Source organism: Paenibacillus glucanolyticus NBRC 15330, from assembly GCF_004000885.1.
Taxonomy (GTDB): Bacteria; Bacillota; Bacilli; order Paenibacillales; family Paenibacillaceae; genus Paenibacillus_AQ; species Paenibacillus_AQ glucanolyticus.
This window is the reverse complement of record NZ_BIMC01000011.1, coordinates 136,761-162,558: the sequence shown is the minus strand read 5'-3', so window position 1 is coordinate 162,558 and position 25,798 is coordinate 136,761. Positions and strand designations below refer to the sequence as shown.

The window sequence follows — 25,798 nt, the reverse complement described above, 5'->3', positions numbered from 1 at the left end:
AAGTGACACTAGCGTTGGTTGTACCGATCCAAGGCTGCTTGATGGAGACTTAAGAATTCCTCCAGCCCCATGCTTTGCGCTTCCTTCAAAAATTTATCGTACGCATCCACCGGCAGTTCACCCATCATGATCTTGGCAAAATATTCACCGCGCAGCGTAGACAATTGGTTCCCGAGCTCTGCCTCCCGTGAGGCTTCCTCTTTCGTGAATGTAATCGGCGGCATCGCCATGCTCGTATCCATGTTCTCCGTCCAGGTCTTTCGGATATCGCCCGAATAGCTGCCTTTTGCCGCAATCAACGGATTCGCATGGTGCTCGTCACGAATATTCGGCCAGTTGTGCATGCGGTATTTCCAGAGCGTCACATCAACCGGCTGACCATCCGGATCATTGTAGATATAGCTGCTCTCCGGGTAATACGGCATCCCCTGCTCATCCACCAAATGCACCGTGCCGTACTCGCCGAAGTTAATGAGCTCCCAGCCTTTTTTCGTGAAGTTGAAATCCAGCCATGCCATAGCGGCCTCTACGTTCTTGCTCTGCGTGGTGATGGCCGCATTGGTACCGGCTCTCTTGAAATTCTTATAGGTGGATGCGGATTTATCCCCTTTGTTCAGCACAGGATTCAGCGCCCCGACAAAATCGATATCGTTCTGCACCTTCCAATAGCTCCACATCGTATCCGGCGAGTCCATCATGACAGCCGTATCATCGGAAATGGCGCTTGCCATCCGTTGATTAAAGTCAGCGGTCGCCCAGTCCCGATTCAGTAAGCCTTCCTTGTTCCATTGCTGCATCGTGGTCAGGTATTCCTTCGCTTTCGGCTGTGCCGGTCCCCATGCAACCTTGCCGTTCTCATCGATGAAGGTCCAATCCCACACGCCATACGCTCCGTTAATGATGCCAGTAAAGATTTGGCCGTAAGTGGATCCGTAATTCAGCGGGTTCTTATATCCAACTTCCTGGCATTTCTTGAGGAACGTGTACCATTCATCAATCGTTGTCGGAACTTCAAGCCCTGTCTTATCCAGTGCTTCCTGCTTGATTAAGGTTCCGAACCAGATCCATTCGGAATACGGCGCGATGCCGTAGAAGCCAAGCAATCGGCCATCGTCCGTTACGGTCGTTTTTCTTCTCATTTCATCGGAATTTCGCCATGCCGTGTAGTTGGGGGCAAACTCTTCCATCTTATCGGTGAGGTCCAAATAGGCACCATCGTTCACCCCGGCTTCAAAACCTCCCGGGTAACGCCCCGGATCGATAATGATATCCGGCAGCTCGCCGGAGGAGATCATCAAGGTGAAGGCGTCCGCCTCCTGCCCGACAGGCGGCGTAATGAAGTTCACTTTGATTCCGGTCAGCTTCTCCACCTGCTTCTGAACCAAGTGATTATTCATATCCGGGATATTGGAGTTCGCGGGCATCCACACATCCAGTACCACGTCACCTTGGACCGGATATGCAGAATAATCACTCGGAATCACTTCCTCGTAAACATCACCGAGGTATGTATCGTTTAACGTGCTGTTCACCTCGTCAATCTGCTCCTGCGTCGGTGCTGTATTCCCGCGAATGTCTCCGCTGATGTCTTCGAAAGTCACTTGATTCTTCTCTTTGGAAACGCCTTCTTCTTTGGCTACGGGATTATCGGGCTCATTGTTTCCTTTACCGCTGCAAGCGGTTACCGTCGAAATGATCAATATGGATATGAATAACAGTGTGAAAAGGCGCTTCATCGTTCTGTTCATGCTTAACCTCCCATGATATGAATAGTTGCAAGCGTTCCCGTATGGTGTCGAGATGTTCTATTAGCTGTAGTTATTCAAGGGCGCCTGATTAAAGCTTGACTTCATTCTTAAATCTCGGAGCATTGGTTGCTTCTCGGAAAGCGAATGTTATTCACTCCAACAAGAACATAGAAATGCGGACCAGCACCTCCTCGCTGGAAGCCATGCTTCTGCTCTCATTACCATCCCGAAAACAAGTCCCCTTTCAGCTATAAAATAACTAGAACAAAACTCAAATCCCCCTCATTTAATACAAATATCCTGTATATTTAATCGAAGTATAAGCATATATCATTGTTTTGTCAACGCTTTCAAACGTAATTAATGTAATTAATTTGATGTATTTTTTAATCTTTATGTTTTTGGAATTGTAAGTGTTGGAATAGAAAAACATCGATAAGTCTTGTTTCATTAGTATTATCAATAAAAATTCATCGGATGAGTCAGCAGTCCCAGACGTTTATCCGACTAAACCTCTATTCGTAACAAACGCCCATTTATTACAGATTACCTGTAATAAATGGGCGTTTGGGTTCCCGTGAAAAAATCTATCGATTTACAGCAGTTCATGCATTTGTAATTCAGGAGGTGATTCCCTTTGAGGGAATCGACCTTGCAAGACGAAAGCCGAGATCCTCAATTCGAAATGTAGGATGACTTCGGCGGCGGCACGTTGCTCCACATCCCCTGGCTTCTTCAGCCCAGCTTCCACCACGAAAAACTCTGTAGGGACCGTACACTTCCGGGTCGTATAAATCCCAACACCACTCCCAAACATTTCCCAGCATATCGTAGAGCCCCCACGCATTCGGCAGCTTTTTGCCTACTTCATGCGCCATACCCTCCGAGTTTTCACCATACCATGCAATTTGATCCAGCTCGCCGTACCGATAACCACCCGTCCCTGCTTTACAGACATACTGCCATTCCGCTTCTGTAGGTAAACGATAGCCATCCGTCTCCCGGTCACAGATAACCTGCTCTCTATCATCGCTTACCGAGTAACATGCCTTTAAACCTGACTTCTGCGATATTGTATTACAAAAGAGAATCGCATCATGCCATGAAACATTCGCAATCGGCGCTTGAGGCTTGTCACCGAGTTTACCTGTCTGTTGCATAATCGAGCAATACAACGCAGCCGTAACTGGAATCGGTGCTAGCAAAAAAGAATTTACCTGAGCTGTCCATGTTGTCTTGATACGATCGTCCCTTAGTTGAATTTCACCTGCCGGTATTTGTACCATAGGATACCCGTCTCGATTACGCTCTGGTTTCAACCACGTTCCTCCTCCCGTTCCTGCTAACTTATCCGCTATTTTTATTCCACAAATAGCAATTTTAGGTTGTGTTTCACAATTCAATTCTTTCAAATCTAACGTTTGTTGACTATAGTATCAAGTTTGTTGTCTGGAAGCATCGAAACTTTCTCTTATACAATGAATTCAACAAGGCCACTACAAGCGAGATATCCCCGTAAGGAGTGACGGACATGAGCTCTACAGCCGAACCAAAAGATAAACGAAAGCGCTTTCGAATGCGCTGGCACAAACAGGATACGGAACTGACCCTGTTGGCATTGCCAACGACGATCTGGTACATCCTGTTTAGTTTCTTGCCGATGTTCGGGATCATTATCGCCTTCAAAAATTTCAGGATTAGCGGCGGCTTCTTGAGTAATGTGTTCAACAGTCCATGGATAGGCATCAAAAACTTTGAGTTCCTGTTCAAGTCGAATGACGCCTGGATCATTATCCGTAACACCATTGGCTACAATATGATTTTTATCATTACTGGGATTGTGCTGCCCGTTCTATTCGCCATTATGATCGGTCTGCTCCACAGTCGAAAGGCAAGCAAAGTCTATCAGACGATGATGTTCCTGCCCTATTTCCTATCCTGGGTTGTCGTATCTGCCGTAGGCTGGGCCTTCCTGAGCTTTGATAAAGGGATTGTCAATCAAGTGCTCGTCAATATGGGCAGCGATCCGATTAACTGGTATATGGAGCCAAGTTATTGGCCGTACTTTCTGATTCTCCTGAATATCTGGAAAGGCTTAGGTTATGGCATGGTCATCTATCTGGCAACCATCACGAGCATTGACAGCACTTATTACGAAGCAGCTGTCATTGATGGCGCCTCCATCTGGCAGCAGACAAGATTTATTACATTGCCCATGCTCAAGCTGGTGATTGTCATGATGTTCATTTTGGCCGTCGGACGGATTTTTTACACCGATTTCGGTTTGTTCTATCAGGTTACGCGAGATTCCAACTCTCTCTTCAACGTGTCTACCACCATCGACGTGATGGTGTATAAACAATTAAAAACCGCCACCGTAGGGATGGCCTCTGCTGCCGCATTTGTGCAGTCTGTTCTGGGGTGTGCTACCATTCTGATCGCTAACTGGATTGTTCGCAGAATTGATCCGGATAGCGCGATGATGTAGGAGGCAAAACGATGACAACAAAAACCGCTTATGAGACGGGCCTGGAGAAGTTTAACCGTACAAACAAAGCCGTGAACCTTCTGTTTAATCTAATTTTTATAATCCTGGCGCTGCTCTGCGTCATCCCTGTTGTTGTTGTTCTATCGATTTCATTCTCCAGTGAAGACTCCATCCGCGAGACGGGATATCATCTGCTGCCGGTTGCTTTGTCAGCTGACGCCTACGTCTATATCGTCAAGCAGGGTACGATGATTCTGCGCGCGCTCGGCGTATCCGCACTTGTTACCGTAGCTGGTACCGTACTCGGTGTACTGCTGACCACTTCGATGGGTTATGTTCTCTCTCGCCCAACCTACAAGCTGAGAGGTTTTCTGACTTGGGTCGTATTCATCCCCATGGTCTTCAATGGCGGCTTGGTATCCAGTTACTTCATTAATACAAATCTATTAGGTCTCAAGGATAGCATCTGGGCCCTTATTCTACCGCTGGCTGTTTCATCATTCAACGTCATCATATGTAAAACTTTCTTCAAAAGCACGATTCCGGATGGGCTGATCGAATCTGCCGAAATTGATGGCGCGAGCCAGCTGCGAATCTTCTTCTCCATCATCATGCCGATCTCGCTGCCGGTCATCGCAACGATCGGACTGTTTCTCTGCTTTAGTTACTGGAACGACTGGTTCCAATCGATGCTGTATATCGACAACCAGAACCTCTATTCTCTGCAAGCACTGCTTAACAGCTTAATGAGCAATGTGGATGCACTTGCCAAGAATGCCGCAAGCATGGGCGTCAGCTACGCGCTGCTTGTCGCAACGATGCCGAAGGAATCTGCCCGCATGGCTGTAGCCATTCTCATCGTTCTGCCTGTCGCATTCGCCTACCCTTTTTTCCAAAAGTACTTTATATCCGGACTTACGGTCGGTGCAGTCAAAGGATAACAGCGAAATAAGCCAAGCCATACTTGGTTTATGATAGATCACTCATATACAACTTTTACGGTGAGTTAACTTCAAAAAGGGGGAAATGGAATGAAGAAATCTTTAAGGTTCTTATCTACACTGTGCGTGATGACACTTATGCTGGCTGCTTTGGCGGCCTGTGGCGGCTCGAAGCCTGCATCCACGTCTGATGGATCTTCGACGACACCGGACACATCTAAAGAATCCGCAGCTGAAAGCAAGGATGTCCCAACGCTGACTTGGTGGACCATTGGCGGTCAAGTGCCTAATAATTTCAGCAAAGCGATTGATGCCATGAACGCATACACAGCCGAGAAGATTGGCGTGAAGATTGACATCAAGGTTGCCAGCTGGGGGGAATGGGACACCAAAATGAACACCATTGTGAATACCGGCGAGCCATTTGACATCATGTTCACGAACAGTGGTAAATACAGCAAACAAGTAGCTATGGGCGCATTTGCCGATATCACGGATCTGGTGCAGAGTGAAACGCCCGACTTGTACAAATTGATTCCCGAGAAGGTATGGGAAGGCACAAAAATCGGCGGCAAGTATTATTCTGTTCCGACTTACAAGGATTCGGCACTGACGCAGTACTGGGTATTCGATGATAAGCATGTACAAAAGTACAATATCGATATCAATCAGATGAAAACATTGCAGGATCTGGATAAGCCTCTCCATGACATGAAGGCTGGCGAAGGCAAAAGCTTCTATCCGCTCCCGATGACGCAAGGCGAAGGCTTGAACGGCTTCTTCAACGAGTATGACGATTTGACCTTAGGCTTCCCGCCCATCGGCGTAAAGGCTGACGATGCATCGCGTACGGTTGTCTCTGTCCTTGAGCAGCCTGACATCATGGCAAACCTGAAGCTCTTGCATGGGTGGTACCAGGACGGCATCATCAACCCGGATGCGCCGACAAAAACAGAGAACGACAAAGGAAGAGCATTCTTTGCAGCCCAGGCCTTCCCTGGGGCAGAGGTCAGCTGGCAAATCAATGACGCCGTGGAGAAGTACGATATGGTTCAGCATTACGGACCTATTTATACAACCAGTACGATCCAAGGCTCGCTAAACGCAATTTCGGCGAATTCAAAATATAAACAGGAAGCCCTGAAGTACCTCGAGTTAGTGAATACGGATCCCAAGCTCCGCAATATGCTGGCCTTCGGCGAGTTAGGCGTGGACTACAACAACGTTGATGGCGAGAAGGTGATTGAGCGCACCTCCGATACTTGGCCGCTGGCTGCCTATACGCAAGGGACGTTCTTTAATTTAGCGGTTACAAAAGGCGCTCCTGAAGATCAATGGGAACAGGTCAAAAAGCTGAACGATGCAGCGACCTCTTCAACGATTCTGGGCTTCGCGCTTGACATTACCGATCTTCAAACCGAAGTGGCGAATTGCCAGGCCGTATGGGATAAATACAAATATGAACTCATTACAGGTGCATCCGATCCGGAGAAAATGGTGCCCAAAATCACGGCGGAATTAAAGTCGGCCGGCATGGACACGATTATGCAAGCTGCTCAGGAGCAAATCAACCAATACTTCAAGTAATGCTTAGAATTCATGCGCATCCCTTAATGAGTCGCTGTTAAGGGATGCTTTTTCCTTACACCTATGAAGCTTGGTGTTAATCGTGTTACATTGAGATATAGCAACGATTATTTCGGCCGATCTGCTGCAATCGAGGTGTCGTATGGGCTCTTTTTTACAAATCAAAATTTATCGTCACAAGTTTATTGCCTATTGTATCTTCGTCGTGGCCATCGGACTCACCCTCGGCACGCTGACCAGTGCCATGCTGCTGAATCAATGGATTGGCAATGCCCGCATCGAGGCGGCCAATGCCTTCGCGCGCGTTGAGAACGAGCTGCAGTATGATGCCGACCGAATCGAAGCCTACATGCAGCGGATATACTCCAATCCCGGTCTGATGAACGACGCTCGCAGCTTTTTAAGCAGCAGTGCGGAAGGCTACTTAACCAACAGGCTGGTCAACAGCCAATTCTCACAGCCGCTGGTTTCCTTTCCGGAGGACGTTAAGACCTACCTGTACAGCTGGGCGCAAGGCGAAATTACGCAGATTAGTCTGCACACCGCCCGGTATGGCAATGTCGTACGTTTTAACGAAAACGGAACGGCAAGCTTCAGCTTCGGGCTGCCGAATGCAGATGAGGCCTTTCGCGATACCATTATGAAGGGCTTCGTATATCGCAAGAAACTGTCGGATCCGGCGCTCGGCGCTCCGGAGTTCGGGGAAATGCGCTTCCTGATCAGCAGTGATCAGGTTTTTAAATCCATACGAAATTTTCGATTCGGCAATGCTGCTGCCGTTAGTGCTTCTGGTGATACCTACCTCATCGGCAATGGACAGGACCAGGACCTGGAGGAGCTATCCCGTCTGGCTGAGGCGGATGGACGCAGTCATGGTTTTATTTCGAAAGGGTTCATGAAGCATATCCTATTTGCCTCCTTCCCGTCCACCAAATTTAATTTCAAATTCATCACCCTCATCGATTTATCCATGCTGATTCGTCAGCATGCCGGCATGCTGGTCACCGTTTTTCTGATTGTATTGGCAGCCATGATTAGCGTGCTTCTTCTCATTGCATACAATATGCGGGATGATGCCCTCTTCCTGCGCCGCATCATTCAATCGATAGGACGTGTGAAGATGGCCAATTTTACGCCAAGCGGGCCTGCCCGCTATCGTCGCAATGAATACGGCATGATCGCCCGGGAATTGGACGATATGATTCAGCAGCTGAATAAGCATATCCGCAATGAATATCTGCTGAAAATCAAACAGCAGGAAACTGAAATGAAAGCGCTTCAACATCAGATCAACCCTCATTTTTTATACAATACGTTAGAGGTTATCCGCTCCACGGCCCTTGTCAACCAGGACAGGGACACCGCGGACGCCATTGCTACGTTAGGGACGCTCTATCGGGAGATGGTGAAGAAGGAAACTGTCATTTCGATTGCAAGCGAGCTGGAATTGCTGCAGAAGTACTTGGAGATTATGGAGTTTAAATACCCGGGACGTTTTTATTACCAAATCAATGTGGAGCCGCCGCTGCTCTTGCTCCCTACCGTGAAATTCTGGATGCAGCCTTTGGCTGAGAATTTTTTCATTCACGGCTTCAATACCCATCACGAGTTTAATCTGTATGTAGTTAATGGTTTTGAGTCCGAAGCGTGTTACGTGCTGGAATTTGTGGACAACGGGAGCGGGATTTCGCCAGAGCGCTTGGAAAACGTCCGAAGCACGCTGTCTAACCACGATGATCCGTCTTCCGGCAGCATCGGGCTGCGCAACGTATACACACGCCTTCACTTCTTCTATGGGAACGGCTTTTCGATAGAGATTGAGAATAATAAGGAAGCCGGAGTCAAAATTTCCGTGCGGATTTCAAAAGAGGTGATTGCACATGTACAAACTGATGATTGTGGATGACGAACCTCAGATTTTGGAGGGGATGAAGCGAATTCTGGATTGGAAGCAATACGGCTTCGGCCGGATCGAAACCTGTGAATCCATCAACGAAGCCATGTCCAAAGCAGTGGACCTGATGCCGGACATCGCCATATTTGATGTCTGCATCGGCAAGGAGCTTGGATATGAGGCGATTCGCAGACTCAACGAATTTCAGCTCCCTACTAAATTTATTATCATGAGCGGTTATAGCGAATTCAAGTATGCTCTGGAAGCCATTCGCTGCGGTGTCAAAGACTATCTGCTCAAGCCTGTGGAACGCACCAAGCTGCAGCAAGTGATCGAGAAGATTATAGTGGAGGAGCTGAACGGTTCGATTGGTGATATCAATAGCGAGAGTTTGAACAAAGATCCGGTATTAGGTGTAAGTTATGACAGCTTATCGAAGCTGGTCAACCGCATTCTGCTGATGATCAAGACAGAGTATGCTCAGAACATCACCTTAAAATCCGTGGCGGAGCGTTTTCAGATGAACAGCACCTACCTTGGACAATTGTTTCTCAAAGAAACCGCTATGAAGTTCTCAGAATATCTCATGGCTTACCGAATGCTTCTTGCTCAAGAACGAATTCAAGGAACCGATGAGAAAATTTCCTGCATCGCGCTTTCGGTGGGCTACAACAATCTCAATTATTTCTATACGCAATTTCACAACTTTTTCGGTAAATCTCCTTCTGAACTGCGGGGAAAAGGATAACAACACGCTTCGAGAAAGGAGGAGATCGATGTTGAAGCATGCCAGACCCCGAAGATGGTTCATGCATATTGTTCTTATAATGCTGCTCACATCGTATACAACCGGCTGTTTCCCGCAGCCCGGACATAACGACGAGGCCTACGATGGCGACACGGTTAACCTGATCTATTATACGATCGGAGAGCCGGACAAGGATCTCCAGCTCGTAAACGACAAAATCAATGAAATCATGGCTCGCAAAATCGGCGTAACGATCACCTATGTCAAGGTAAGCTGGCTGGAATACGAGGATCGGCTGAACACGCTGATATCCGCCGGGAGTCCGTTTGATATCGCTTTTGCCCCCGATTATGCAACAACTGCGATGCGCGGCGCCTGGCTGAAGCTTGATGATTACCTTACCGGCATTGGTAAGGACATGTACGATGCCATTGACCCAACCTTCTGGCAAGGGGTGCGTATGAACGATGGCAGCATTTACGGCGTGCCCACCAATAAGGAATTAGCCGTACGTGATCATTGGATGTACCCCGCTTCCATCGTGAACAAGCACAATATCGACATTACCCAATACAATACGCTGGAATCCCTTGAACCCTTGCTACGAATGATTCGCCAGGAAGAGCCGGCATACATGCCTATGGAATTGGACCGGGATTCACAGAATTTCTTCGCGCTCCATGGATACGAATATATTCTGAACCATAAATTGCCCTTGATGGTGCAATCGCTGGACCCTGCCGCCCAGGTGGTGAATATCTTCGAAACCAAGGAAGCGCGGCAGGTGCTGGATACGTTGCGGCGTTATTACAAGGAGGGCTTCATTAACAAGGATGCCGCGCTGCGAGAGCCTGGAGCGCTTAAGCGAGGGGCCAAGGTGTTCTGGAAGTCCTCGGGCGGCGGACCGCTCTCGGAGACAACTTGGAGCAAGGATCGCGGCTACAAACTTGTAGCCCATCCCGTAACCCCTAACACCGTGACTACGGAAGCCGTCCGTGGAGGCATCATGGCCATTAATGCCAACACCAAACATCCCGTGGAGTGCATAAAATTCCTGAATTTGCTGAATACGGACCCGGAAATACGCAACTTGTTCAATTACGGGATCGAAGGCGTGCACTACACGCTGGATGAACAGGGCCAAGTAGTTCTGATTACGGATAAGAACAGCAATGACGACGCCGTCCCGGATACGCCGGCAAGCAGCTATTCAGGAGTGCAGTACACGCAGGGGAATTGGTTTATCCTGAAAACCATGGGCGGCGATAACCCGGAACCCCTCGACAAATGGGACCAATTCCGTAAATACAACGCCGGTGTCGTTAACTCCACTGTTCTTGGATTCACGCCAGATCTATCCAGCCTGACCGCCCAAACCACTAACATCGAGATGGTCTGGCAAAAATATTATCCAAGCCTCATGACAGGCTCCGTCGATGTCGATACCATCCTCCCCAAGTTTAACGAGGAGCTGAAGCAAGCAGGCATGGACGAAGTACGACAAGAGGTGCAGAAGCAGCTGGACGCTTGGCGAAGCCAAAGAGAGTAAGCGGCAGGTGGCGGAATTGAACCGGGGTGAATGAACCCTATTGCCTATATTCAGAAGAGACCTTGAAGCTGATTGCTTCAAGGTCTCTATTTGCAGTTTTACTCCCATTTGTCGTAGGCTGCCTGCAAATTCATTCCGGACAGGAGTCCTTTTTGCAGCTGCGGACTCGGAACCATCCGGTTGTACTTCATAATTTTTTGGTTGATGGCCTCCAGCTCAGCCTCCGGGATTGCATTTAGCTCTGGACGACCCAAGAGCCGCTTAATGTCGGCCGCGATTTCTTTTCTCAGCTCAATCCATGCCGGCTGGTAATTCGCGTTTTTCATGATACCGGTTAATACATCCCCGTCTTCGATCTTGATTGGCTTTCCCTTCAACGGCAAATCGTCAAAGCCGCCTTCTCTTGCAAACTTATCGACCGCCGATTCCAGAAGCCCGCTGCTGGTCGACACAGGACGCCGTTCTTTTTCTTGATGCTGATCTTCATCAGCTGCAGAAGCAGATTCCTTTGGGTCCTTGTTCACATCCATCTGCTTCACCTCCTTTTTTTCTCCTACCGAGGGAATGAACATGACTCCTTCTTTAACTCATTCTGCATAACCATCGTCATGACCTGTAAAATGATCGAAAAATATAACATTTTCTCATCCGTAAATGGAAGATAACCGGTGTGGAATGAATTAAGCTCATATACTTCTTCTAAACCAGGCTAATACGTTGAGTAAGGATTGTTCAAAGCTCCACCATCGCTTTGATCACCTTGGCGGAAGGATGCATCCAGCCCTGAAATTCACGGATCAATTCTTCAAATCTGCACCGATGAGTTATGTACGTTTCTACATCCAGGCCGCTGTCCGAGATCCGCTTCATCACTTCATTGAAATCATCCTTGGTGGCGTTACGGCTGCCCATCAGCGTCAATTCCCGTTTATGAAATTCAGAATCCCGAAATGAGATATCTCCTTGAATCAAGCCGACATACACCAAGGTCCCCCCGTGGGCAACCATATGAAAAGCGTTGGTCATGGATTCCTGGTTTCCTGTTGCGTCCAAAACGATGGAGGGAAATTCTCCTCCTGTTAGCGCCGAAAGATCGGATAGTTCCTCTCCAATCTGAATCGTATGATCTACCTTCGCCCAGTCTTTGCAAAAGGCCAGTCGATCGGCGTTTGTATCCATGGCGATAAGGGTTGCTCCCATCGCTTTGGCACAAACCATGATTCCAAGTCCAATAGGACCGGCTCCGATCACCAAAACCGTATCCTTGCTGGTTACATTCGCCCGCTTAACGCCATGAGTTCCAATGGCTAACGGCTCTATCAAGGCCGCCTGATCCAAAGACAGCCCTTCGGTCCGCATCAAATGGGAAATCGGAACGGAGATGCGCTCGCGCATGCCGCCGTCGAGATGCACGCCAATCACTTTCATGGATCGACAACAGTTGGTTTTGCCTCTCAGGCAAGACCAGCATTCTCCGCAGTGTATATAAGGAATGACACAGACGGTGTCCCCGACCTTCAATCCCTCATCGTTAACTCCGACCTTTTCAATCACACCGGATAACTCATGACCGAGAATTCGCGGGTACGTGAAAAAAGGCTGATTACCGCGAAAGGCATGTAGATCCGTACCGCAAATTCCGATTCGCTTGATGCGGATGATGGCTTCTCCGTCGAGTAATTGTGGCTCAGGCAAGTCCTCCCGGTATTGAAATTCCCCAATCCGATTACACACAATTCCCTTCACTTCTAACTGCCTCCTCTCTTGATCAGCGGATGCCTTCATTGTATTCCGGACGGCCGCTTGTCCAAGTCCACCCTTGTACGGGCTCCAATATGTTCAACACTTCGGCTAAGACGATAGGATCCAGCGACTCTTCACTCCAAGCAGCATTACGCTTTATATTGTCAGGGTTAGCCGTACTGACCAGCGTTGTCGGTATCTGTTCATTCGAGGTTGAGAACTGCACAGCTAGTTTCGCAATATCCACTCCGGCTTTGGCGCAATATTCGGACGCACGTCTGCAGGCTTCCTTGATCTCCGTTGAAGCCGGGTGCCAGGACGGCGCTCCTCTGGGACCAAGCAATCCCATGGATAAGGGAGATGCATTAATAAGGCCAACTTCCTTGTCGTTAAGCAGCGGCAGCAAACCGGTAAGTGTCTGATCGTTCAAAGAATAATGGCAATAAGAAATGATGACTTCCACTTCCACTTGCACTTGGGGCAGCAGTTTCTCGAACAGCTGCAGCGGCAGACCGCAAATCCCGCCAAACCGGATTGTCCCCTTCTCTTTTAGATGCTGGAGTGCAGGAAGAGCCTCCTCGAGAATAACGGATGCGGGAACGAACTCTATATCATGCAAAAAAAGAATATCCACGTAATCGGTTTTAAGTCGTTTCAAGCTCTCATCGGCACTGTCGATAATCCGCTTGGACGTGAAATCAAAATCATGCTCGCCATACCGGCCTGCTTTCGTGGACAGGATAAACTTGTCCCGGGGTAATTGTTGGATTGCTTCGCCCAGCACGCTTTCCGCCTTTGTCAAGCCGTAATAGGGGGATACATCGATCAGATTGATGCCCGCATCAACGGCTGCGTGCACGGTTCGGATTCCCTCGCGGTCGTCCGTTTCCCGAAAGACGGAGCCTAGCGAAGAAGCTCCGAAGCTTAATATGGAAACATCGAGCCCGGTACGACCTAACTTACGATATTTCATGATGAAAACACCCTCCCTATTCATAGATATATCGATTCATGAGCTGCCCGGCTGTATCCCAGCTATTCTTCCAGACCGTCACCACGAACATCCTTAAGCTTGTAAAACGCCTTGGCATTCAGGCCGAACAATCGGGCATATTCCGCCTCTCCCCATGATTTCGGCAGAGCTTCGGCCAATACGTCAACCACTTGGCCATATTCAGCTGAAAGCAGGCATACGGGCCAATCGCTGCCGAACATGACCCGCTCAGGACCGAACATCGCTGTCACTTTATGTACATACTTATTAAAATCCTCCTGACTCCATCGGCGATGCTCCGCCTCGGTTACCATGCCGGAGAGCTTGCAGTAGATACTCGGAAAACCGGCAATTTGCTTCAGGAGGCTCTCCCAAGGCTCGATCCGCCCGCTCCGGATCGGCGGTTTGCCCAGATGATCGACAACTCCGCGGATGCTGGGAACCTGTTGGATTAGCTTCAGCAGCGGTTCCAACTGGTGACTCAGAACAAGAAGATCGATTGGAACCTCCTCCTTGGCATATCCACTAAATGCTTCGATGTATGACGGCTCCAGGATCACCTGGGCATCAGGCATATCCTGGATCATAATACGAAAGCCGATAAATTTCGGATGTTTCCGAAATCGCTCGTAATGCTGCCGGTGCTCGGGATCGAAGAGATCGATCCATCCTACCACTCCGAGAATGGAAGAATCGTGATCCGCGAGCGACAATAGATAGTCTGTCTCTTCCATGGTCGGTGCTGCCTGGACGGTTATGCTGCCGTCAAACCGGTGCAAATCCAAATGCGGCTTCAGATCAGAAGGCAGGAAGTTTCGATAAAGCTCTGGAATATCCGGCTTGATCCATCCATAATCTCCTCGTTCTATCAGCCAATAATGCTGATGGGCATCTACTCTCATGAACATCCCTGCCTTTTTGATGTAATGTTTGCTATTTTCATTGTATGATCAAAGTCTGTGTACAAATATAGCGTGGAATTGCAATTTTATAACTTATTTTGATATTGTGTTTCTATTAGAAGATAAGGAGCGATGATCATGACTCCCCTGCGCAAACCATTTAAAGGGGACCCCCTGTTTCCGATGGAATTGGTTTATCGGACTACAAAAAGCCCCGAAGTGGAGCTGCCTCATCATTTGCATGATCTTTACGAATTGGTATATGTGTACCAGGGAAAGGGCACTTTTTTTATTGAAAACAAGCTGATGGAGAAAAAAGCAGGCGACCTTTTCATCATCCCCGGAAACACGATTCACAGCTCTTTCCCTGACCCGGATGATCCGATTATTTCGAGTGCTTTATTCTTTGCGCCTTCGCTCGTCTTAGGTGCGAATGGAAGCGATCTGCAATATGCAATCCTTTCTTGCTTCGACGTTGCTCAAAAATCAGGATCTTATCGTCATGAATTACCCAAGTCAAATCAACAATATATCGAGGGTATGCTAAAAAGGATCTCGGAAGAGACCCGACTTGCTCAGTTGGGTTTCCGCGAGGCGCTTGTGCTCTTGCTGCGCTCCTTACTGCTGCATATCAATCGCTACATCAGTACCTTGTCCGCAGAACAGCCGGCCCACTCACAGATCGGCCCCTCCTGGTTGAGGGATTCCATCCAATGGATTCATGAACATCTGGATCAACCCATAGGACTAGCCACTCTGTCGGCCCATGCATCGGTAGACCCGGCCCATTTTTCCCGTATGTTCAAGAAATATACTGGTTTGCATGTTACGGGTTACATCAATGCCAAACGAATCGCCCGTGCTAAAGAGCTCCTGCTACACCACGAGAAATCTATCGGACAAATCGCTGAAATCTGCGGATACGACACCCTGACTCACTTTCATCGAAATTTCAAAACGTTGACGGGAATGACTCCCGGAGCGTATAGGAAGCAGGCAATTGACAGTTGACCCATTTAGAATTATATTATTTATAGTTAAGCACTTAACTAAATAGGGGGTGTGATCTCGTTGAATGACGACCTGCAACAATACGTGCTGGATTTGCCGCTGCCGACCCTTGCTTTCTTCACGTTGGTGGAAACAACGGCAAAGCTGGTCGACGTATCCGAAAGCTACTGGAAGGCACAAGGGTTGAACGGAGCCAGAATACGTATATTAGTTGAACTTATGAAAGAGGGAGGAACCATGCTTCCCTCCAAGCTGGCACAACAAATCGGAGTAACCAAACCCAATATCAGCCTGCTGCTCACCCCCTTGGAAAATGAAGGCTTGATTCGGCGGGATAACCATCCCCGGGACGGTCGAAAATCGGTTATCACCATTACAAATGAAGGTCAGCATTTATTAATCCATAACCTGCCTGCGAACAGGCAGCAAGTTTCCGCTAAGATGAACGTGCTGAATGACGAAGAATTAAAGCAGCTACTGGCCCTTCTGCGTAAATTAAAGGAGGCGTGACGGCTTTTCACGCCCATTTGGTTAAGCACTTAACTAAAATCAAAAAGGATGATGGCAATGTCAATCGTAATTACAGGAGCCAATGGCCGGCTCGGCAGCCTCATAATCCAAGAGCTTCTTCACCATGTTTCACCTGATCAAATCGTTGCTTGCGTTCGGCGTATGGAATCCGGAAAATCATGGGAGGACCAAGGAATAACTGTTCGTTTCTGCAACTACGACGAGCCCGCCTCCCTGGAGAAGGCCTTCGTGGGTACTTCGCGGCTGTTGTTCATCTCTAGTCCCCATCCCGATGATACCGTTCGTATGCGGCAGCATGCCCATGTGATAGAAGCTGCAAAAAAAGCGAACGTTGGCCATATATTCTATACCAGCTTTGCCTTTCCCGAACATAGCGACATTTCACTGACCCATTTGCATTTGGCAACGGAACATGCCATTCGCACAACCGGAATTCCGTATACTTTTCTTCGCAATGGCCTATATATGGACTTTATCGAAGCACTCGATGTGAATGCGTCCATTCTGACAGGAAATCTTCGTATCCATCCGGGGTCGTGGAAATTCAATGCGGTTACGCGCTCCGATCTGGGAGCCGCCATCGCGGCAGCATTATCCGGTGAGGGCCATCTTAATAAAACGTATGAGCTTGTGGCGCCTGACGTTTGGACCTTCAGCGATGTAGCCTCCACTCTTTCAGAACTAACGGGCAGAGTGATATCCCTATGTCCCACCAACGAGTTACAGCATTGGATATTCAGCTTTTTAAGAAAAATCGATACGGCTTCAACTTCTGGCGATCTGGAGTATTTATTGGGACGCCCGTTAACAACGATGAAAGAAAACATGAAAGCTTATGTCGGGGCAGTGATTAGATCCGACTGACGATGAATCGACATTTCCCCTTCATTGAGTACTGTGCAGCCAACGTACCCAATATAATTAAGCAATACGGGAATACGATGGCCCCTGGGACTCAAGGAAGGAGGCAGGAATATGCCGATACGTCCGCCCATATTGCAGAGAGGCGATACCGTTGGAATCGTTACCTTGGGCAGCCCGCTCGATGCCAACATCATCAATGCACGGATCGAATATTTACGAGCCATGGAGTTCAATGTCGTATTGGGCCAATATGTATATGCCCAAAACGGGTTTCTGGCCGGAACAGACGAACAGCGGGCATCCGATTTAATGATGATGTTTCAAGATGATCAGGTGAAAATGATACTGCCCACAAGAGGCGGCACCGGAGTAGCCGGAATCCTTCCATACCTTGATTATCAAGTGATCCGGAACCATCCGAAAATCTTGACGGGCTACAGTGATATAACGGTACTATTAAACGCACTGCATCAATTCGTGGATTTAATTACGTTTCACAGCCTCTTGCTTATCGACTTCAAACCCGAGACGCCCTCCTACAATTACGACCAGTTTTTTGCCGCGACGTCCCTGTATTCATTAACACGGCCCATCCTGAATCCCCCCGAGATGCCTCTGATTAGCCGGGTTCCTGGCAACGTTACAGGGCCGCTTGTGGGCGGTAATCTAACCTCGTTTGTAGATACGCTTGGAACGCCTTTCGAAATCGATACGCGGGGCAAAATAATCGTTCTTGAAGAAACTCATGAACCGACCAATACCGTCTACAGGTACTTGAACGATTTGAAACTCGCGGGGAAATTTCGTGACTGCATCGGCATTATCACGGGGGAATGTACAGGCTGCCAGGCTGCTTACGGCAAATCCTACGAGGATCTCATCAACGAGTTCATTGTGCCGCTCGGCAAGCCGTTGATCACGAACCTTGCCACGGGTCATGGTTTGTATAAAGCAGCTCTGCCGATTGGCGCCTTGGTTAATCTCGATTCCATTCTTAATACCATAACCGTGGTTGAACCTACGATCAGTGCATAAAGCTCGTTGCATGGGCCTCGCTTCATCCCCATGCTGCCCATGCGCAGCGAGATATTACTGAAAAAAAGGCAGTTGATCATTCAGATCAGCTGCCTTCATTTTTCTATGTGATGCTGCAGATAAACTCATAGCTGCGCTACAGATGGGCAAGACCTTCACACCTGATTTATTTGACGTAAAATGTAGCGTCTCTTTGATCCCATGCTGTCGAGACCGGAGAAATTTCCAACACGCCGTCCCGGTGTATTTTCCGTAATCTTATTTTCTGAAAACCTAGCTTGGCATAGGCATAGGTAATAAATGTATTTTTAAGATACTTGTCCTCTGTCTGTTTAAAGCTTCCTCGAGTTGCACTTTCAATCTGCTGAATTCCGATTGTGAAATTGGACAGTTAATATATATAGTATCTATTCCGATATTGACCATATATAAAATTTCTTGTATAGAACTACTAATTAAAGATAGATACATAAGGAAAATGCCATCTGTAGGAAGGCATACTGGTGGAGAGGGGTTACATTATTTAAGCATTATTCATTTGTTTGGTTTGCAATAAAAAACACAAGGACGGCGATCATCGCTGTCCTTGTGAATATTTCGGTGCGGCAGAGCCACTTGGTTAATTAGTGAGAGCCATGATGTTATCGAAATAGAGGCCAGTAATTTAATAAGGAGAGCCATCAGAATATGAGGGTTCCCCCATTTTTCAATTTTCAACTATCGTGCCCTTTTGATGGGCCGTTTACTGCGTGATGCGAGACTTCGGAACTCACATCGGAAACTTGCACCGATTTAACCTCTCTTTCGATAAAAATAAAGAGAGTGAGGAACCCTATCTCCACTCTCTCTCTTTGCTTATATCCTCTAAAAAACTGCTACTTTCCCAATTACAACGACTCGGATGCTTGCTTCAGATAGCCGGACAATTGGGCCAGATCCGGCTTATCTCCTTCGCGCAGCTTGATCCACTTCCGTTCGGCCGGACCCTCGAAGTCTTTCGGAAACGCCATGCCGACTGTATTCATGATCATAAATGCAATTGCATCTTTCGAAGGTGAAATGACGGCAGCAAACTGCCCGTTCTTCAGAAAATGCGGTTTCTTGTATTGAATCTTCTCTTCCGCTCCGGGAATCGTCTCGTGGACCATATGCCGAAGCTGACCGCACAATTGAACTTGCCATGGCGAGGACAGATTTTCAATAAATGTGGATACTTCTGGGTTCATTTTCAACACGTCCTCTCTTATCGATGGATATTAGGCTTCCTGTTGCAACTTGGCCAAATATTCGGCGTAACGTTCCATGGACGCAATCGCGCCTTGCTCCGCACCGGAAGCCAGTGAGCCTTGAAGGGCTTCAGCAGAGACGTATTCCGTGCGCATCGTCAATTTTGATTTACCGCCTTCAAGCTGTTCAAACGAGTCGAAAATGACGGATTCGTGCTCGTTATACGGAGCCACGTCAAAAATCATCGTATAGTTCAGTCGCTCAGGCTTCACAATTTCGCGATACGTACCGATGATAGGAAACTCGGTCCCATCCGGACCCAACTGAACATATCGGTAGGTGCCACCCACTCGCAAATCGATCTCGCAGGCATGGAGGGGTACTCCGCCGTGACCCCACCAGCGGGACACATGCTCCGGCTTTGTCCAAGCATCCCACACCAACTCGCGCGGTGCTTCGAAAATACGCTCAATGATTAATGCTTGTCCTTCTACTCGCGTTGTTGCTTTATTTGCCTGTTGACTCATCGTGTTTTTCCTCCTCATTTGGGTAAGAAATAGGGTTCTGCTCAGATTTTATCCCATTTTTTCCAATATCGCCAACACAGTAGTTAACGGTTCAAGTTTTGTTCCAAGAACGCATCGAGTTGATCAAATGTCCCGACGAATCCTTGCTGTACATGCGGGCGCATGCTCTCAAAGGTGGCGCGTTCTTCCTCAGTGGCGTTAAACGGACCGCCTCTTAGCGTAAGCGTCGTCTTTCCTTCGCTTTCGGTTAACATCAAGTGATTGATCACTTCGAGCGGCCACGTTCCGCTGAACGGAGCCCGGATCGTGTTACCTTCTTCATCGGAATACGATTGGATGAAGTCTGGATAAATCAGCATTTGGATTAACGTCGCGTGAAAACTCCAATCCATTCATACGCGCGATTACAAAGGATTCGCTATACGAAAGCAAACACGGGACCTTCTGACCAATGCTCCCAACAACAGGACGACGGCAACAATCAAGAATGCCGATTTCTTCGACCAAATCACTCCTTTTCATATTATTTTCTGTTCATTTTGAATATACCTGTCAAGGAATATACCTGTCAAGGAATATTTAGTATTTAAATTGACCGCACTTTCATTAATCGCGCCGAAGCGCGAAAGGCCAAGAATTTTACAGAATACCTCATGTCGTAGAAGTGTGCGCTTGACGCAGGCTTAAGCCGTGATTAACCATGTCTCGGACGATTCAGCGCGGCGGCGTCTGCCGAATACGAAATAGAAGAGGCCTAAGCTGGTAACTTGTAAGACCGCCAGCACGAACCAGATATTGCTGAAGATCAAGCCCCCGCGTTGCGGGTGATCCAAAGAGCGGATTCCATGCTGGAATCGCCGATCCGCTGAGGTCCGTCATCTTGCCATAGATCCCGATTGCCATCCCTTGCGCGATGAAGTTGACCATTGCCAGCATCGAACATTGGGAGGAACAAAGCCTATGAATTGCTAAATAGTGGCGAAATCAAGGCGATAAAGATGAAGGGCTATCGAATTCCGAAGATAGCTGTCAGGGATTACGTACTGTCGCAGGCAAAAATAACAATGGAACGCTACAAGGAATTATCAGAAGGAGATTAAAATAAGCCGCGCATTTTGCTGCGGCTCCGCTGGCTCGTACTATAGAGTCTATGATTTGATTGTGTGTACGAAGTTAGGCACTCCTGTAAATCCACGCAACTTGCTTCGAACGTTCTATGATTTGACGAAGAAAGCGAAAGTCCCTAAAATTTGGTTTCACGATCTTCGTCATACCGTGGTCACATTAATGCTTAGTAGTAATACAAACCCAAAGATTGTAAAGGAAATCCCTGGGCATTCAGACATTCGAGTGACCTTCGACATTAATTTCCATATTTCACCATCTATTCATAAGGAAACCACACATCAGTATGGCAACATGATTTTCGGGTCGCAACTTGAGAGCAAAGAAAAGGAGGTTTTAATCGCTGCCGACACGGGTAGCTCGTTAGAATTTGATTCTGAATCGTTAAACATGATTCAATAATTCATCCTCAACTTACTGACCGCCTTTCATCGGAGCATTTAGAACGGAGTAAAAGTAAATCACCCTGCCTCCAAAAGAGGACAGGGCGATTGTTTGTGATCGAGAAAAATAAAATAAAGGTCTGAGCGGAGTCCTATTTGCCTCGCAAAAGATGAAATAGCATTAAAAAAATCCTTAGTGTGACCAAACGTGTGACCACGCGCTCAAATCATATCTAAGCATAGCAAGAACCCGCCAAACACTCGAAAATCCCTGTGTTTAGCGGGTTCTTTTTAGTTATGGAGCCTAGGGGGATCGAACCCCTGACCTCATCGCTGCCAGCGATGCGCTCTCCCAGCTGAGCTAAGGCCCCGTAAGCGACTTCTATATCATATAAAATATCAGCAGGCCTGTCAACATTTTTTTGGCATTTTATGAAGACAAGCTGTACTTCTTTTACTCTCTATATAATGTCACTTATCATGATGAGGCTGCGGAGCCATCCTAACATCGGTATAGTACCCGTCTCCCTAAAAAACCACGACGCTCTTACAGCTCCTGTACGTCCGTATCCTTGGACAGCAGGCTTTTCAATTCCTTCATAAACATATTGATATCCTTGAACTGCCGATACACGGACGCAAATCGGACATAAGCTACCTCATCCACGGGATATAACCGTTCCATCAGCAGCTCGCCGATTTGGCGGCTCTCCACCTCGGCTGCTGCGGTATTGCGCAGTGCTTTCTCCACATCCGACACAATCATATCCAGCTGGTCGACGGATACCGGACGCTTCTCGCAAGCCCGAATCAGGCCACGAAGCACCTTCTCCCGGCTAAACTCTTCACGGCTACCATCCTTTTTAACGACAATCAGGGGCGTTTCCTCCACCATTTCAAAGGTTGTGAATCTTTTGCTGCACTGCTCGCATTCCCTGCGGCGGCGGATGGATTTATTTTCGTTGGCCGGCCTGGAATCCAGCACTTTCGTTCCGGCATAACTGCAATATGGACATTTCATAAAGTCATCTTCACTTCCTTTGTTCTTCGCATATTTAACCTGTAACTACATTCAGAAAAATTTACCAGCAAAACTTTTGTCTTTTATGTTATGAAAATGCGAAACCCGAGACATAATACTTTTACCAACTCAAGGAGGTGAACTTAACATGGCACAAAGCAACAACAACTCCAACAACCTGGTTGTTCCTCGCGCAAACGCTGCTCTTGAGCAATTGAAGTACGAGGTAGCTCAAGAGCTTGGTATCTCCATCCCACAAGACGGATACCAAGGTAACATGACTTCCTACGAGAACGGTTCGATCGGGGGATACATCACAAAACGTCTTGTAACCCTGGCCGAGCAACAATTGGCTGGTCAATACTCCGGTCAATAATTGATTCTTCCTTAAAAAAGGAGTGTTGGCGGCTCGATGTAAGAGCCTGTCCAGCGCTCTTTTTTCATTAAAAACCGCCCTTATATACGTCCGTATATTGATTATAATAATAAATTACTCGCTGTACATAATGCCTGGTTTCCCCAATGGGAATACTCTTCACATTCTCATAGGTTCCATCCCACATACCCTTGTTGATCCAGTTCTTGACGTTCCCGGGGCCGGCATTATAGGCTGCAATGGCGGCAATCGGATTGCCGTCCATCTCTTTGTGCAGGCTCTGGATATACCAGGTGCCCAGCTGGATATTCGCGTCCACTTCATTCTTTACGCTCAGGAGGTTCACCGAGGGCAGCTTGGCCATTTCCATCGCCCAATTTGCCGTATCCGGCATCAGCTGCATAATGCCAAGCGCGCCCTTCTTGGACTCCTTGCCCGGCTTAAAATTGGTTTCCACCCGAATGATGGACGCCACCAGGAATGGATCAACCTCATAGTAATCTGCATGCTTCCGGATCTCATCTTTATAATGGATCGGGTACAGGAGCGTCATCCAGTTGGAGCTCAGGAACAGAAGCGCTACAAAAGAAACAAACAGCAGAAGCAGCACTCTTTTTTTAAGCAGCCACTTCATATTTGAACCATCCTGCGCCACAGGTTGTCCACCTGCAGCTGTGTCTCGACTAGTGAGCCGCTGTTGTCGATAAGAATATCCGCCAGCGACTTCTTCTGTTCGATATCCATCTGGCTGCTTAAACGTGCCTCTGCCGCTTCTCTGGTAAGAGCATCACGATTCATCAAACGCTCAAGCTGCAGCTCTCGCGGTACATAGACAACCGCTATCTGCTCAAGAAAAGGATATTGCTCCCTCGCCTCCAGCAGCAGCGGAATATCGGCCACCACGAGCCGATCCGGATGCTGGCGTTCGTACGCTTCCGTCTGTTCCCGGATTTCCTGCCGTATCGCAGGATGTGTGATACCATTCAGCGCCGTTCTCTGCTCGGGATTATGAAATATGATTTCTCCGAGTTTTTTTCGATTCAAGGTACCGTCCTCAAACAGGATATCTTGTCCAAAATGTTCGGTCACTTCATCCAGCACCGGATGACCCGGGAGCATCACTTCCCGGGCGATGATATCCGCATCGACGAGAAGCGCTCCCTTCATGGCCAACATAGAGGACACGGTGCTTTTGCCTGTTGCAATTCCTCCGGTTAAACCGATATTCATGACTTCACCTCATAACAGCTTCATTATACCCATGACGATTAACAAAAAAGCGGGCAAATAAGAGATAAATCGCATTCCGCCCTTGGAAGCAAAACGTAAACCGATCCTCATGCCCATAACGAGGAATATCCCGCTAAACAATGCAACCACAGCCGCCGTACCCAGCGGCGAAAAACCCAGCATCGCTGCGCCAAGTCCAGCTCCGAACGCATCAAGCGATAACGCAATCCCGAGCCACATCGCCTCCCAGGGAGAGATGCTGCCGGAGTCATCCAGATCCGCCTTTGTCGGACTGCGCAGAATTTGAATGACAACGCCGATCTTCGGAATCTCAAGAGAGAATACAGCTTTCTGAAGCTCCTCTGGTTCAGCTGTGCCAGCCCCACCGTGGGTGGACTTCCTTTGATTTAAAGCAGCCTGGGCTTCCGTAAGGGATTCGGAAATCCCCGAAGCAGAAACCGGCTGCGCTTCAGACTCGCTTCTTCTGCGGACTTGCTGATAGAGGGACCACAAACCCAGCAGAATCAAAATGGCAGCTCCGATAACGGATGCCACAGATGGGGATAAGAACCGCTGTAACAGAGCACCCGCCTGCATGGAGACGCCTAGCACCAGTCCGGAGCATAGCGAGATGATTAATACAGACAATAGCGGTATCCTTGTTTTGCGCAGACCGTATGTAACACCCGCTCCAAAACCGTCCAGACTTAATGCCATGGCCAGCAGCGCAGACGAGAAAATATGATTGAGCACCCTTTTCCCTCCTCCGAAAGCGCCATAGACAGCTGCTCATTCATAAAGAGAGCAGCTCCATGCGCTCCACATATGTTCCACATTATATGTGTGAGAAGGGGAATGGGTGCACGCCTATATTTTATTGCTTCTGGACCGGTTGACATTTCGGGCAATAATGGGTCCCGCGTCCACCAACAACCATCTTATGAACCGGACCACCGCAAGCATGGCACGGCTTGTCCTTACGCCCATAAATCTGATGGCTGTGCTGGAACATGCCCATCTCGCCCTGTCCGTTGACGTAGGATTTAATAGAGGAGCCCCCAGCGTTTACGGCCTCGGACAATGTATCCACAATGGCATGGTACAATCGCTTCAGCTCCGCATCCTTCAAGCTGTTCGCGCTGCGCTCCGGATGAATCTTGGCCCGGAACAAAGCCTCATCGACATATATATTGCCGATTCCGACCACATATGCCTGGTTCAGCAGCACAGCCTTGATCTTTGTTTTTTTGCTGCCAATGACCTGCTTGAAGGTTCCTAACGTAAATGTGTCATCAAGCGGCTCGTAGCCTAATTTGGCAAGGGGAGCATGCTTGAATTCTTCCCCGGGCGCAAACAGATGCATCGTACCGAATTGGCGCACGTCCTTATAACGCAGCTCTGTGCCATCCGAGAAATGGAATATGACATGGGTATGCTTCTCTACAGGTTCCTCGGCCCTATATAATCCATATCGGCCTTCCATCCGAAGATGGGAAACGAGGACCAGCCCGTCCAGCAGTATCCGCAAAAATTTGCCTCGGCGCTCCACCCCTTGCACGGTGTGATCCTTCAGCATAAACGCAAACGCCTCGGCATCGTCGGGACGTTGAATAATCCGCGGCAAATGTACGGAAACTTGATCTATGTGCTTACCTTTAATCAATTGGTTAAGTGTTCGTTTAACGGTTTCTACTTCCGGCAATTCCGGCATAATGACTTCACCTCATGTACCATTATACCGGAAGTTGGGACACAGCGGGACCATGGTTTTGTGGAAAGGTATGGTGCATAATCAGCCCCCTCTTCACGCCATGATCCCTTAGAAACGTCCCATCATCTGTAAGCAAGCTGCCTGCGAGGCAGAGCCTGCAGCA

Annotated in this window: 28 protein-coding genes and 1 tRNA gene; 13 read left to right on the top strand and 16 right to left on the bottom strand. The window is 48.2% G+C overall.

All coding sequences use genetic code 11. The features are described 5' to 3' along the window. Nucleotides 1-8: 8 nt before the first annotated feature. Both PGL02S_RS17155 and PGL02S_RS17150 read right to left on the bottom strand, forming a co-directional pair. Nucleotides 9-1,748, bottom strand: coding sequence for an extracellular solute-binding protein (locus tag PGL02S_RS17155; protein ID WP_036643259.1), 1,740 nt, complete (start codon nucleotides 1,746-1,748; stop codon nucleotides 9-11). 620 nt (nucleotides 1,749-2,368) lie between these two features. Next, nucleotides 2,369-3,034, bottom strand: coding sequence for a formylglycine-generating enzyme family protein (locus PGL02S_RS17150; protein ID WP_036643424.1), 666 nt, complete (start codon nucleotides 3,032-3,034; stop codon nucleotides 2,369-2,371). A 245-nt stretch (nucleotides 3,035-3,279) separates the two neighbouring features. On the opposite strand from PGL02S_RS17150, the gene PGL02S_RS17145 reads away from it, so the two are divergent. The 6 genes from PGL02S_RS17145 (at nucleotide 3,280) to PGL02S_RS17120 (ending at nucleotide 10,955) form a co-directional block, all read left to right on the top strand. Continuing rightward, nucleotides 3,280-4,236, top strand: a complete 957-nt coding sequence (locus PGL02S_RS17145; protein ID WP_006211996.1) for an ABC transporter permease — start codon at nucleotides 3,280-3,282, stop codon at nucleotides 4,234-4,236. 11 nt (nucleotides 4,237-4,247) lie between these two features. After that, nucleotides 4,248-5,177: a carbohydrate ABC transporter permease gene (locus PGL02S_RS17140; protein ID WP_036643260.1), complete on the top strand. Its 930-nt coding sequence runs from the start codon at nucleotides 4,248-4,250 to the stop codon at nucleotides 5,175-5,177. Between the two features lie 90 nt (nucleotides 5,178-5,267). Then, complete coding sequence (locus PGL02S_RS17135; protein ID WP_036643261.1) at nucleotides 5,268-6,764, top strand: ABC transporter substrate-binding protein; 1,497 nt, start codon at nucleotides 5,268-5,270, stop codon at nucleotides 6,762-6,764. 142 nt (nucleotides 6,765-6,906) lie between these two features. Continuing rightward, on the top strand, nucleotides 6,907-8,670 hold the full coding sequence (locus PGL02S_RS17130; protein ID WP_036643263.1) for a sensor histidine kinase: 1,764 nt from the start codon (nucleotides 6,907-6,909) through the stop codon (nucleotides 8,668-8,670). After that, nucleotides 8,645-9,406: a response regulator transcription factor gene (locus PGL02S_RS17125; RefSeq protein WP_036643265.1), complete on the top strand. Its 762-nt coding sequence runs from the start codon at nucleotides 8,645-8,647 to the stop codon at nucleotides 9,404-9,406. Before PGL02S_RS17130 ends, PGL02S_RS17125 begins: the two co-directional genes overlap by 26 nt. Nucleotides 9,407-9,434: 28 nt before the next feature. Beyond that, a complete protein-coding gene (locus tag PGL02S_RS17120) occupies nucleotides 9,435-10,955 on the top strand; it encodes an ABC transporter substrate-binding protein (RefSeq protein WP_036643266.1) in 1,521 nt (506 codons plus the stop codon). Between the two features lie 98 nt (nucleotides 10,956-11,053). On the opposite strand, the gene PGL02S_RS17115 is transcribed toward PGL02S_RS17120, so the two are convergent. From PGL02S_RS17115 to PGL02S_RS17100, 4 genes are all read right to left on the bottom strand, one after another. Continuing rightward, nucleotides 11,054-11,485 (bottom strand): DnaJ family domain-containing protein, encoded by a 432-nt coding sequence (locus tag PGL02S_RS17115; RefSeq protein WP_036643425.1) that lies wholly within the window; start codon nucleotides 11,483-11,485, stop codon nucleotides 11,054-11,056. Between the two features lie 202 nt (nucleotides 11,486-11,687). Continuing rightward, nucleotides 11,688-12,701 carry a zinc-binding alcohol dehydrogenase family protein gene (locus PGL02S_RS17110; RefSeq protein ID WP_036643267.1) on the bottom strand — a complete coding sequence of 338 codons (1,014 nt, stop codon included), beginning with the start codon at nucleotides 12,699-12,701 and terminating at the stop codon, nucleotides 11,688-11,690. A 22-nt stretch (nucleotides 12,702-12,723) separates the two neighbouring features. Beyond that, nucleotides 12,724-13,671 (bottom strand): aldo/keto reductase, encoded by a 948-nt coding sequence (locus PGL02S_RS17105; RefSeq protein ID WP_036643268.1) that lies wholly within the window; start codon nucleotides 13,669-13,671, stop codon nucleotides 12,724-12,726. A 62-nt stretch (nucleotides 13,672-13,733) separates the two neighbouring features. Further along, on the bottom strand, nucleotides 13,734-14,594 hold the full coding sequence (locus tag PGL02S_RS17100) for an amidohydrolase family protein (protein WP_173937140.1): 861 nt from the start codon (nucleotides 14,592-14,594) through the stop codon (nucleotides 13,734-13,736). Nucleotides 14,595-14,732: 138 nt separating this feature from the next. Here PGL02S_RS17100 and PGL02S_RS17095 point away from each other — a divergent pair, with 138 nt between their 5' ends. The 4 genes from PGL02S_RS17095 (at nucleotide 14,733) to PGL02S_RS17080 (ending at nucleotide 18,035) form a co-directional block, all read left to right on the top strand. After that, nucleotides 14,733-15,605: an AraC family transcriptional regulator gene (locus tag PGL02S_RS17095; protein ID WP_036643272.1), complete on the top strand. Its 873-nt coding sequence runs from the start codon at nucleotides 14,733-14,735 to the stop codon at nucleotides 15,603-15,605. Between the two features lie 60 nt (nucleotides 15,606-15,665). Further along, a complete protein-coding gene (locus PGL02S_RS17090; protein WP_036643273.1) occupies nucleotides 15,666-16,115 on the top strand; it encodes a MarR family winged helix-turn-helix transcriptional regulator in 450 nt (149 codons plus the stop codon). A gap of 57 nt (nucleotides 16,116-16,172) precedes the next feature. Next, on the top strand, nucleotides 16,173-17,000 hold the full coding sequence (locus tag PGL02S_RS17085) for an NmrA family NAD(P)-binding protein (RefSeq protein WP_036643274.1): 828 nt from the start codon (nucleotides 16,173-16,175) through the stop codon (nucleotides 16,998-17,000). Nucleotides 17,001-17,111: 111 nt separating this feature from the next. Continuing rightward, the gene (locus tag PGL02S_RS17080) at nucleotides 17,112-18,035 is read left to right on the top strand and encodes a S66 peptidase family protein (protein ID WP_036643275.1); all 924 of its coding nucleotides are present in this window, start codon (nucleotides 17,112-17,114) and stop codon (nucleotides 18,033-18,035) included. Nucleotides 18,036-18,922: 887 nt separating this feature from the next. Here the strand turns inward: PGL02S_RS17080 and PGL02S_RS17075 are convergent. From PGL02S_RS17075 to PGL02S_RS17060, 4 genes are all read right to left on the bottom strand, one after another. After that, nucleotides 18,923-19,261: a DUF1801 domain-containing protein gene (locus PGL02S_RS17075; protein WP_036643277.1), complete on the bottom strand. Its 339-nt coding sequence runs from the start codon at nucleotides 19,259-19,261 to the stop codon at nucleotides 18,923-18,925. 30 nt (nucleotides 19,262-19,291) lie between these two features. Continuing rightward, the gene (locus PGL02S_RS17070; protein WP_051449313.1) at nucleotides 19,292-19,789 is read right to left on the bottom strand and encodes an SRPBCC domain-containing protein; all 498 of its coding nucleotides are present in this window, start codon (nucleotides 19,787-19,789) and stop codon (nucleotides 19,292-19,294) included. A gap of 83 nt (nucleotides 19,790-19,872) precedes the next feature. Next, entirely contained in the window at nucleotides 19,873-20,148 is a 276-nt protein-coding gene (locus PGL02S_RS17065) for an SRPBCC family protein (protein ID WP_036643281.1), read from the bottom strand. Nucleotides 20,149-20,503: 355 nt separating this feature from the next. Beyond that, entirely contained in the window at nucleotides 20,504-20,716 is a 213-nt protein-coding gene (locus PGL02S_RS17060) for a hypothetical protein (RefSeq protein ID WP_036643282.1), read from the bottom strand. On the opposite strand from PGL02S_RS17060, the gene PGL02S_RS17055 reads away from it, so the two are divergent. Further along, a complete protein-coding gene (locus PGL02S_RS17055; protein ID WP_076152143.1) occupies nucleotides 20,716-20,889 on the top strand; it encodes a helix-turn-helix domain-containing protein in 174 nt (57 codons plus the stop codon). The genes PGL02S_RS17060 and PGL02S_RS17055 overlap by 1 nt on opposite strands. A gap of 61 nt (nucleotides 20,890-20,950) precedes the next feature. After that, nucleotides 20,951-21,316 carry a tyrosine-type recombinase/integrase gene (locus PGL02S_RS17050; RefSeq protein WP_164762870.1) on the top strand — a complete coding sequence of 122 codons (366 nt, stop codon included), beginning with the start codon at nucleotides 20,951-20,953 and terminating at the stop codon, nucleotides 21,314-21,316. A 279-nt stretch (nucleotides 21,317-21,595) separates the two neighbouring features. On the opposite strand, the gene PGL02S_RS17045 is transcribed toward PGL02S_RS17050, so the two are convergent. Together PGL02S_RS17045 and nrdR are read right to left on the bottom strand one after the other, a co-directional pair. Then, a tRNA-Ala gene (locus PGL02S_RS17045) sits at nucleotides 21,596-21,668 on the bottom strand. Nucleotides 21,669-21,844: 176 nt separating this feature from the next. Continuing rightward, entirely contained in the window at nucleotides 21,845-22,318 is a 474-nt protein-coding gene (nrdR, locus tag PGL02S_RS17040) for a transcriptional regulator NrdR (protein ID WP_006212015.1), read from the bottom strand. Nucleotides 22,319-22,466: 148 nt separating this feature from the next. On the opposite strand from nrdR, the gene PGL02S_RS17035 reads away from it, so the two are divergent. Continuing rightward, on the top strand, nucleotides 22,467-22,694 hold the full coding sequence (locus PGL02S_RS17035) for an alpha/beta-type small acid-soluble spore protein (RefSeq protein WP_006212016.1): 228 nt from the start codon (nucleotides 22,467-22,469) through the stop codon (nucleotides 22,692-22,694). A gap of 67 nt (nucleotides 22,695-22,761) precedes the next feature. Here PGL02S_RS17035 and PGL02S_RS17030 read toward each other — a convergent pair whose 3' ends face one another. The 4 genes from PGL02S_RS17030 to mutM all read right to left on the bottom strand — a co-directional run bounded on the left by PGL02S_RS17030 (nucleotide 22,762) and on the right by mutM (nucleotide 25,635). Continuing rightward, on the bottom strand, nucleotides 22,762-23,328 hold the full coding sequence (locus PGL02S_RS17030; RefSeq protein WP_006212017.1) for a lytic transglycosylase domain-containing protein: 567 nt from the start codon (nucleotides 23,326-23,328) through the stop codon (nucleotides 22,762-22,764). Then, nucleotides 23,325-23,924 (bottom strand): dephospho-CoA kinase, encoded by a 600-nt coding sequence (coaE, locus tag PGL02S_RS17025; RefSeq protein WP_036643283.1) that lies wholly within the window; start codon nucleotides 23,922-23,924, stop codon nucleotides 23,325-23,327. Before coaE ends, PGL02S_RS17030 begins: the two co-directional genes overlap by 4 nt. Nucleotides 23,925-23,933: 9 nt before the next feature. Beyond that, nucleotides 23,934-24,677 (bottom strand): MntP/YtaF family protein, encoded by a 744-nt coding sequence (locus tag PGL02S_RS17020; RefSeq protein WP_036643284.1) that lies wholly within the window; start codon nucleotides 24,675-24,677, stop codon nucleotides 23,934-23,936. A 121-nt stretch (nucleotides 24,678-24,798) separates the two neighbouring features. Continuing rightward, the gene (gene mutM, locus PGL02S_RS17015; RefSeq protein WP_006212020.1) at nucleotides 24,799-25,635 is read right to left on the bottom strand and encodes a DNA-formamidopyrimidine glycosylase; all 837 of its coding nucleotides are present in this window, start codon (nucleotides 25,633-25,635) and stop codon (nucleotides 24,799-24,801) included. Between the last annotated feature and the right edge of the window lie 163 nt (nucleotides 25,636-25,798).

Bases quoted from the DNA above. Each gene is read 5' to 3' on its own strand.
- PGL02S_RS17155 (WP_036643259.1), bottom strand. From the start codon at position 1,748: ATGAACAGAACGATGAAGCGCCTTTTCACACTGTTATTCATATCCATA.
- PGL02S_RS17150 (WP_036643424.1), bottom strand. From the start codon at position 3,034: ATGGTACAAATACCGGCAGGTGAAATTCAACTAAGGGACGATCGTATC.
- PGL02S_RS17145 (WP_006211996.1), top strand. From the start codon at position 3,280: ATGAGCTCTACAGCCGAACCAAAAGATAAACGAAAGCGCTTTCGAATG.
- PGL02S_RS17140 (WP_036643260.1), top strand. From the start codon at position 4,248: ATGACAACAAAAACCGCTTATGAGACGGGCCTGGAGAAGTTTAACCGT.
- PGL02S_RS17135 (WP_036643261.1), top strand. From the start codon at position 5,268: ATGAAGAAATCTTTAAGGTTCTTATCTACACTGTGCGTGATGACACTT.
- PGL02S_RS17130 (WP_036643263.1), top strand. From the start codon at position 6,907: ATGGGCTCTTTTTTACAAATCAAAATTTATCGTCACAAGTTTATTGCC.
- PGL02S_RS17125 (WP_036643265.1), top strand. From the start codon at position 8,645: ATGTACAAACTGATGATTGTGGATGACGAACCTCAGATTTTGGAGGGG.
- PGL02S_RS17120 (WP_036643266.1), top strand. From the start codon at position 9,435: ATGTTGAAGCATGCCAGACCCCGAAGATGGTTCATGCATATTGTTCTT.
- PGL02S_RS17115 (WP_036643425.1), bottom strand. From the start codon at position 11,485: ATGGATGTGAACAAGGACCCAAAGGAATCTGCTTCTGCAGCTGATGAA.
- PGL02S_RS17105 (WP_036643268.1), bottom strand. From the start codon at position 13,671: ATGAAATATCGTAAGTTAGGTCGTACCGGGCTCGATGTTTCCATATTA.
- PGL02S_RS17100 (WP_173937140.1), bottom strand. From the start codon at position 14,594: ATGAGAGTAGATGCCCATCAGCATTATTGGCTGATAGAACGAGGAGAT.
- PGL02S_RS17095 (WP_036643272.1), top strand. From the start codon at position 14,733: ATGACTCCCCTGCGCAAACCATTTAAAGGGGACCCCCTGTTTCCGATG.
- PGL02S_RS17085 (WP_036643274.1), top strand. From the start codon at position 16,173: ATGTCAATCGTAATTACAGGAGCCAATGGCCGGCTCGGCAGCCTCATA.
- PGL02S_RS17080 (WP_036643275.1), top strand. From the start codon at position 17,112: ATGCCGATACGTCCGCCCATATTGCAGAGAGGCGATACCGTTGGAATC.
- PGL02S_RS17075 (WP_036643277.1), bottom strand. From the start codon at position 19,261: ATGAACCCAGAAGTATCCACATTTATTGAAAATCTGTCCTCGCCATGG.
- PGL02S_RS17070 (WP_051449313.1), bottom strand. From the start codon at position 19,789: ATGAGTCAACAGGCAAATAAAGCAACAACGCGAGTAGAAGGACAAGCA.
- PGL02S_RS17065 (WP_036643281.1), bottom strand. From the start codon at position 20,148: ATGCTGATTTATCCAGACTTCATCCAATCGTATTCCGATGAAGAAGGT.
- PGL02S_RS17060 (WP_036643282.1), bottom strand. From the start codon at position 20,716: ATGGTCAACTTCATCGCGCAAGGGATGGCAATCGGGATCTATGGCAAG.
- nrdR (WP_006212015.1), bottom strand. From the start codon at position 22,318: ATGAAATGTCCATATTGCAGTTATGCCGGAACGAAAGTGCTGGATTCC.
- PGL02S_RS17035 (WP_006212016.1), top strand. From the start codon at position 22,467: ATGGCACAAAGCAACAACAACTCCAACAACCTGGTTGTTCCTCGCGCA.
- PGL02S_RS17030 (WP_006212017.1), bottom strand. From the start codon at position 23,328: ATGAAGTGGCTGCTTAAAAAAAGAGTGCTGCTTCTGCTGTTTGTTTCT.
- coaE (WP_036643283.1), bottom strand. From the start codon at position 23,924: ATGAATATCGGTTTAACCGGAGGAATTGCAACAGGCAAAAGCACCGTG.
- mutM (WP_006212020.1), bottom strand. From the start codon at position 25,635: ATGCCGGAATTGCCGGAAGTAGAAACCGTTAAACGAACACTTAACCAA.